The following is a 7001-nucleotide window of genomic DNA, read 5'->3' on the forward strand; positions in this document are numbered from 1 at the left end:
GCCGTGGTGAAAGAGCTGGCAGCGTTCAATCTGACGAAGCAGGAAATTGCGCAGAAGGTTCATAAGTCGGTTGCCACTATCGAGAAGCTGTTAACGCTGGCGATGGCGAATCATGACGTGCAGCAAAGCGTTAAATCCGGCGAGGTATCCGTTGATGTCGCCGTTGACCGTGTGAAAGAGCACGGCGAGAAGGCCGGGGAAGTGCTGGAAATGGACAAGGCCGCCGCTGCGGCCGCGGGGAAAAAGAAAGTGACGCGCAGCCTCATCGCGCCAGAACTGAGCGTGAAAAAGGCCCGGCGCCTGGCTGAGCTGCTGGCGCTGGCCCAAATCAGCGAAGAGGGCGTAATCACGATGGAAGGTCTGGCGCTTGCCGAAGCGCTGGAAATCATCGAAGAGCAGAAAAGCATTGAAGCATCAAGGAGCAGAGCAGCATGAACACAGCAAAGCTGAAAGCGTCACTGGAAAAAGCCAGTCAGTCACTATCTGCGCTTGAAGTTCATATAAACCAGCAGCAAAAGCTAATCGAATCGCTGGAGCAGAAAAACGCTGATTTGAGATGTGCCTTAGCGGCCGCAGAAAAGCGGAACGCAGAGCTTACAGATGCACTCAAGCAGGCAGTTAGCGGTTATAAATCATGCCTGCGAACAGGGCATGAGTGCATTGTTGAATTGGGCGGCGAGTGTGACGCACCGGAAGTGATGATTGCAGGTAACCCGGATATACGGCAGGCAGAAAAGGTTTTGGCAGCTGGCATCAATCTTGAGACAGGGGGGAGTAAGCATGGCTAAATTTACATACGTACATGACCTGTTAACTGCGTACCAAAAACAAGCGCGTAAAGTGCCCGCAAAAGGCGTTTACGCATCAAAGCAGCGACGGCAGGAAGTGCAAGCAGCGCACAAGAGGAAGGTAATGCGCCAGCATCGCCGGTCTGTTGGGAAGGCCAATAAATTAGGATTTCGTCGTCGTGCTGAAATTACCGCGGCGCTGATTGGCGAAATGAATTTTTGGGCGCTCGTGTGCCGCTCTAACCGGAAAAACGCCAACCCGACTAATGACGCCTGCGTGGCGGCAGCGCCGGGCAAGGAGGGGTGATGTTAATTCTTCACTGGTCATTGAATGTTGTTGGCGCGCTTCTTATGGCTACTTCTAACCCGCAGGCTCAGGATGCCAGGGGATTAATCTTCGGTCTGATGGTCGTGATTGTTTCAGTGGTCATTTTGATATGTGAATCCAGCAGGAGGCCCAATCGTGCCTAAATCCGCTGCAGAACGCAAAGCAGCTCTTACACAACCTTTTCAGTTTCCTGTTGCATGGAAGGTTGGGGAGCGCGTATTCACAGACAGGACTATGGCATGGCTCTATGCCTGTGAAGTGAAGGAAGGGGTGTTACCGCTTTGTGCAGCCTCAGAAATGTATGAGAGCCCAATAACGGCGCATTACTGGTATGTCCCTCGCGTTACCAAACCCCGGCTGTTAAATCCAGGGTTTTTTGATGGTTTTCACGAAAACAGCTGTGGATGCGCTTCTGGCCACTGACGGCGCTTATCAGGGCCGGAAATTTACAGGTGCGGGGCGATACAGTGTAGTCAGGTGAGACACATCAACTTCGCGCTCCGCCTGTTCAAGGCTGTAAGCCGACTGAAAGCGAAGCCATGCTTCTGGCGTGCTGCCGAGAACGGCGGCGAGCTTTATGGCCATCTCCGGCGAGATTGATGCCGTGCCGGATACGAGGCGCTGAACCGTTGACGGTGCGGCGTTAAGTGCGCGAGCCAGCTCTCTAATGCTGATGTCGAGTTCTTCCATGATATCGGCAATGATTTCGCCAGGATGCGGCGGGTTATGCATTTTCATTAGTGGTAATCCTCGTAGTTAAGAACGTAGGCGTTGCCGTCTCGGAATTCGAAGGTAATGCGCCAGTTTCCCGATACGGTTACAGACCAGATACCGGCGCGATCCCCGTGCAGTGGGTGTAGTCGGTAACCTGAGAGGTTGATATCGTCGATGGTTTCAGCCAGGTCAATCACTCTCAGACGAACCCGCAGGCGTTTTGCGTGCTGAGGGTTGATTCCAGCGGCGGAACCGTGCTCAAAAAACTGCTGGAGTCCTTTGTGTTTCCAGGATTTTATCATGCGTTGCTGTTCCCTGTTGCGTTACGCGAATCATTATAACGGGTGTACCGTTTGGCGCAACGCCTGATGTTGACAGCATTAATATTCCGGGGCTATATTCCCCACGCAGCCGCAAAATCGGCTGCCGGGATTGGCGTCCCGGATATCCAACAGCGCATAACCGCGTTAGCGGTTTTTTTATGCGTAAAGCACAAGCTTATTCAAATTATGGTGGGCTGTGTGGGGGCTTCTTTGGAAGCGCCGGACGTTGGACCGGTTACGCCAACCCTGCACAGTTCACCACCCATGATTGGCGTCGTTGGTGGTGATAAAAAAACTATCCAACAAGAGGGCGTCGCTATGACCACTCAAATTTCCGTTGAATCAATTTCGCTGACTGTTCATCAAAATATTCCTGTCATTACAACCGAACTGCTGGCCCAACTTTACGGCACAGAAAAAAATAACATCAAAGTAAATTTTACCCGCAACGCTGATCGCTTTCTTGAGGGTAAGCACTTTTTCAGAGTCACGGGCGATGAGCTAAAAAATTTGCGGGTTACTTTAAGTAACTCACAAAATCCCATCTCGACGAAAGTCCGCTCCCTCATCCTCTGGACAGAACGCGGCGCTGCCCGCCACGCCAAAATGCTCGAAACCGATCAGGCATGGGACGTGTTCGAAAAACTGGAGGACTGCTATTTCAGTCTGCGACCGCAATTGCCCGTACGTGATACTTCACTGATTTCCACCAGAAAGGAGCAGCGCTTCATTCTCACCCTGAGCGATGCCGGAGCAAAGATTCAGCCTGTCGACGAAAATACATTTATCGGTCGGGTTGATCAGATACTTTCTGAACTGCGAAAAAGCGGGTGGATTGTTATCAAAAGAGATTTGCTGGCAGAAGTTCTCGGAACGATGTGATTGGGCTGCCGCATACCACATTAAGGCCTGAAAATTTGCGACAAGGCAGTGATTTAATTAGAATCCCTGCGGGTGCTTGAGGCTATCTGCCTCGGGCATGTACTATAAGGCAGATAGAGAAAAGCCCCGGAAACATTCAGCGTCCTGCAAGACGCTTAACATTCACCGAGGCCATATCTATATGCGACACATAAAGATTAGCCTCTTACGGACCTTCGGGTCAAGGAGAAGCAGGCTATGAAGCAGCCAAAGGCGATACTAATCGCCCTGATCGTCATCTGTATTACTGCCGTTATGGCGGTACTGGTAACGAGGAAAGACCTCTGCGAGGTACGAATCCGAACCGGCCATATGGAGGTCGCTGTCTTCACAGCTTACGAATCTGAGGAGTAAGAGACCGGCGGGGAGGAGTCCCCGCCACCTCTGATGTGTTGGTATCCTCAATGCACCCACACTAAACCCGCTCAGGCGGGTTTTTTTATGTCTGACGCCATTGGTTTTGAAAACATGCCGTCACGTTTTCACACCATCTTAAAAAATAAATCTCCCTCGCCTTTGTGAATGACCGCCAAAAGGGTGCAAAAATTCATCTTTTCTCAACGCAGTCCCAGGGTAAATACTCAGCCAATAGCTGACGATATATTCATCGGATGGGTTGACCTGATACTGTCGAATCTGCGAAAAAGTGAGGGAAATGTAATCAGACGAGACCTGCTGGTGAAAGTGTTTGAAGGGATGTGGCACGAAGGTCTGACGGTAGCACGTCAGACCTTGTTTTTTTAGAAAATCATTAAAGATTTCAATCTAATGGCTGTGGCAAAAAGTGCTCTTAAGGGGTTGAACAAATCCATCACCTGCATATACTGTACATGCATACAGTATCTTGTGGAGGATGTCATGAAAATTGAACTCACCATTGATCGCAATAAATCACTTCCAACTGGGGTCGTACCAGCACTGGAAAAAGAGCTGTCGGGGCGACTGGAAAAACTGTATGCGGATTGCCACCTGGTGATCCGCCGTGCCGGTTCTGACGGACTGAACATTTATGGCGCAGGTAAGGAAGATAAGGTCAAAATAGAAGCACTAATTCAGGAGGTATGGGAAAGCGCAGACGACTGGTTTTACTGAGCAAATCTGGCGGCGCGCCTTTGGAGTATGTGTTTGTTTCCCCCTGGTGCTGCTGCCGATGTTTTTAATTAGGCTGTTAGTCTCCCGGAGGGAGTAAGAATATGAAAAATTCATCGCAAACAGAAAACGAGTGGTGCGACCTTGTCAGACGTTCTGACGGGCGTGTAATTCACAGTTTTGTGCTGTCCAGGCGACATTTGCTGTACTGTGTTAATGGCGTGATGTCTATGCGCCCGCTGACAGACGATGAAGAAGTTTTTACGCCGAATGGCTTCATTCGATTTATCAGAAGGCTGGGCTACCAGGTAACCCCGCCTTCTGATAATATTTAAATAACGGCCTGAACAACCGTTACCTGCTGCGCCACGGAGTGACACCATGGCGCATTTTGAAAATATTAATTTCCCATCCCAATTACTGATTCTGGTATCCGCCGGAACCGGCGATTTTTTGTATCCGGCGTCTAACCTCTGCGGAGGTGGCGCATGAACTTTCCAAAAGACGGCATCCGCCTTCACAAATCCAACTTCACTGCAATCGGTAAGCAAATAGAACCATTGCTCGCCAGTGGGGAATGCTATCGGCTGATACTCCGGCCCTGGCGTGAAACCCGAAGCCTTTCACAAAATAACCTTAGCCATATGTGGTACGAGCAAATCAGCCAGTACCTCATTTCACGCGGCAAATCCTTCGCAACCCCTGAGTGGGTAAAAGATGCACTTAAGCATTCCTACCTCGGCTACGAAGAACGCGAGATGACCGACGTCATCACCGGCGAGAAAACCACGATCCGTTCCCTCCGGCACACATCCGATCTTGACACGGGCGATATGCACTTCTTCCTCACGCGTGTAGAGGCCTGGGCGCTGAGTATCGGGTGCCAGCTCACCATTCCGGCCGACTGTGAATACATGCAGTTGCGTCAGAGGCAGGAGGCTTAATCATGCGCATGGGCTGGTTTGAACATACAGATTGCACCGCCGAAGAAGCTGATGAGTTGATATCCCGGTATCGCCTGCGCGGGGCAAAAGTTGAGCGCTATCTTTCTGCGGACTGCCGTAAATTCACCGTTCGCGTGCTCCTGCCGGAGAGCAAATACCCGCCACGCCAGGACAGAACGTTTCAGCAGCGGGTGTGGGGGTAAGTATGACAAAGCAGTCACGCCGGAAGTGTAAGGTCTGCGGGGAATGGTTTCACCCGGCTTACAGCAATATTCGCTGGTGCAGTCCGGAGCATGGCGCAATCTACGCGATGGAGCTGAGGGCAAAAGAGAAGATTAAAGCTGAAGCAAAGCGGATTAAAGCACGACATGAATCGGAAAAGGCGGAACGCAAACGCCTGGCGACGCGGCGCGCCGAAGTAAAACCACTACGCCACTGGATGCAACTAACGCAGCGGGCTTATAACGACTGGCGGCGCGAATACCTTATTGCCACAGGTCACGGCTGCATTTCATGCGGCACGTTAGCCGCATCGGTGTGGCACGCAGGACACTACCGGACAACTGCCGCCGCACCACAGCTGCGATTCACCGACGACAACGTCTGGCTCCAGTGCCCGTCCTGCAACGTCCATAAATCCGGGAATATTGAAGCCTATCGCGCGGCGCTGGTGGCATTAATCGGCGAAGAGCGCGTGCAGGTGCTGGAAAGCAACAACGAAACTCACCGATACACACGCGAAGAACTGGCGGCCATACGGGCGCGAGCCAGGGCAAACCTACGCGCTTACCGCGCCGGAGAAGCACATGAATCTTGAATCTGTAGCAAAATATTTTGCACCTAAATCTCCAGTGCTGAGTGATGCATCTCGCGCAACAGCATCCGGTGCGCTTACTGGTACGGATATCATGGCCGCGCTGGGGCTGGTTAGTTCTCAAAGCGCCCTCGGGTTTGATCTCTATCTGGCAAAGATTGGTGTCAGCTCACCAGAGCGGGCACTTGATGGCCTCTACGATGTCGCGGAAGCACTTGCGGTTAATTGCAGGGCGCTTACCCGGCTGGACGAAACCATTCGCTCTAAAGTGCTGGAGATTATGTGCACTTTTGCCTTTCAGGATTACTGCCGCAGCGCGGCCAGCGTTCGTCAGTGTGATTGCTGCGCGGGAAGTGGTTTTGTTGATGCGGAGGTTTTCACCAACAAAATTTATTACCCCGACGGCAAGCCGCCAGAATGGGCGAAAATCACTAAAGGTGTCTTCCCGTCATACTGGGAAGAATGGAAGGAGGCGCGTGAAGCTGTTCGTGTTCTCTGCGCTAAATGTGAAGGTAAGGGCGTCATCAGCAATGCATGTCGCTGCCATGGAAAGGGGACGGTCATTGATAAAGAGGAAAGCGCGCGTCAGGGGGTTCCTGTGATGAAAACCTGCGAAAGGTGCTCTGGGCGCGGATATTCAAGATTACCAGCTGATAACGTCAGAAAGGCGATTTGTCTTGCGGTTCTAAATATACCGGAAACAACCTGGAGAAGATCATTTAAGCCTCTGTATGAATCATTAATTACAGAGTGTCACAAACAAGAAGCTTCGGCAGAAGCCTGTTTGCAAAGGGTGACAAGGTGAATTCCAGCTGAGGCTCACTGGCCATTATTGACCTTTTGGCGGAAATGGACTAGATTTCTCCTAATGATGGGCATTGTGTATCTTTCGTTGAATGATTTTAAACCCGCCGCTGAGCGGGTTTTTCTTTTTCTGTTGCCGCTTTCAGCGATAGTCGTTTTTGTTATAAACAATACAAAAATTTACCCATTTTTAAATTGTGGTTATTGAATTGCCATCTTTGTTGAGTATTATTTGCGCCGGTTCTGAATGATGGTGGCTCCTACCCTGACTTGCTC

The 7001-nt window shown here is 51.1% G+C and carries 12 protein-coding genes and 1 pseudogene; 11 read left to right on the top strand and 2 right to left on the bottom strand.

Annotated features, from left to right (window positions below; translation table 11 throughout):
* The 3 genes and pseudogenes from AACV31_RS12460 to AACV31_RS12470 all read left to right on the top strand — a co-directional run.
* Positions 1-435, top strand: a pseudogene (locus AACV31_RS12460) (chromosome partitioning protein ParB); the annotation flags it as partial.
* Entirely contained in the window at positions 432-788 is a 357-nt protein-coding gene (locus AACV31_RS12465; RefSeq protein ID WP_165157158.1) for a hypothetical protein, read from the top strand. The pseudogene AACV31_RS12460 and the gene AACV31_RS12465, both read left to right, overlap by 4 nt.
* Positions 781-1095 carry a hypothetical protein gene (locus tag AACV31_RS12470; protein ID WP_165157156.1) on the top strand — a complete coding sequence of 105 codons (315 nt, stop codon included), beginning with the start codon at positions 781-783 and terminating at the stop codon, positions 1093-1095. Before AACV31_RS12465 ends, AACV31_RS12470 begins: the two co-directional genes overlap by 8 nt.
* 453 nt (positions 1096-1548) lie before the next feature.
* Here AACV31_RS12470 and AACV31_RS12475 read toward each other — a convergent pair whose 3' ends face one another.
* Together AACV31_RS12475 and AACV31_RS12480 are read right to left on the bottom strand one after the other, a co-directional pair.
* Entirely contained in the window at positions 1549-1854 is a 306-nt protein-coding gene (locus tag AACV31_RS12475) for a HigA family addiction module antitoxin (protein ID WP_165157154.1), read from the bottom strand.
* Entirely contained in the window at positions 1854-2132 is a 279-nt protein-coding gene (locus tag AACV31_RS12480) for a type II toxin-antitoxin system RelE/ParE family toxin (protein ID WP_165157152.1), read from the bottom strand. The genes AACV31_RS12475 and AACV31_RS12480 overlap by 1 nt, the downstream gene beginning before the upstream one ends.
* A 339-nt stretch (positions 2133-2471) precedes the next feature.
* Here AACV31_RS12480 and AACV31_RS12485 point away from each other — a divergent pair, with 339 nt between their 5' ends.
* From AACV31_RS12485 to AACV31_RS12520, 8 genes are all read left to right on the top strand, one after another.
* Entirely contained in the window at positions 2472-3035 is a 564-nt protein-coding gene (locus AACV31_RS12485; RefSeq protein ID WP_221413637.1) for an ORF6N domain-containing protein, read from the top strand.
* 237 nt (positions 3036-3272) lie between these two features.
* Positions 3273-3428, top strand: a complete 156-nt coding sequence (locus AACV31_RS12490) for a Hok/Gef family protein (RefSeq protein WP_085000993.1) — start codon at positions 3273-3275, stop codon at positions 3426-3428.
* A gap of 504 nt (positions 3429-3932) precedes the next feature.
* Positions 3933-4166 (top strand): DinI family protein, encoded by a 234-nt coding sequence (locus AACV31_RS12495; RefSeq protein WP_165157148.1) that lies wholly within the window; start codon positions 3933-3935, stop codon positions 4164-4166.
* 101 nt (positions 4167-4267) lie between these two features.
* A complete protein-coding gene (locus AACV31_RS12500) occupies positions 4268-4498 on the top strand; it encodes a hypothetical protein (protein ID WP_165157146.1) in 231 nt (76 codons plus the stop codon).
* Between the two features lie 153 nt (positions 4499-4651).
* Entirely contained in the window at positions 4652-5107 is a 456-nt protein-coding gene (locus tag AACV31_RS12505; RefSeq protein WP_165157144.1) for a YbcN family protein, read from the top strand.
* 2 nt (positions 5108-5109) lie between these two features.
* Complete coding sequence (locus AACV31_RS12510) at positions 5110-5310, top strand: hypothetical protein (protein WP_165157142.1); 201 nt, start codon at positions 5110-5112, stop codon at positions 5308-5310.
* Positions 5311-5312: 2 nt separating this feature from the next.
* A complete protein-coding gene (locus AACV31_RS12515) occupies positions 5313-5924 on the top strand; it encodes a recombination protein NinG (RefSeq protein WP_165157140.1) in 612 nt (203 codons plus the stop codon).
* A complete protein-coding gene (locus AACV31_RS12520) occupies positions 5914-6726 on the top strand; it encodes an antitermination protein Q (RefSeq protein WP_165157138.1) in 813 nt (270 codons plus the stop codon). The genes AACV31_RS12515 and AACV31_RS12520 overlap by 11 nt, the downstream gene beginning before the upstream one ends.
* Positions 6727-7001 lie beyond the last annotated feature (275 nt).

Origin of the sequence: Cronobacter sp. EKM101R (assembly GCF_963888145.1) — a bacterium.
GTDB lineage: Bacteria > Pseudomonadota > Gammaproteobacteria > Enterobacterales > Enterobacteriaceae > Cronobacter > Cronobacter turicensis.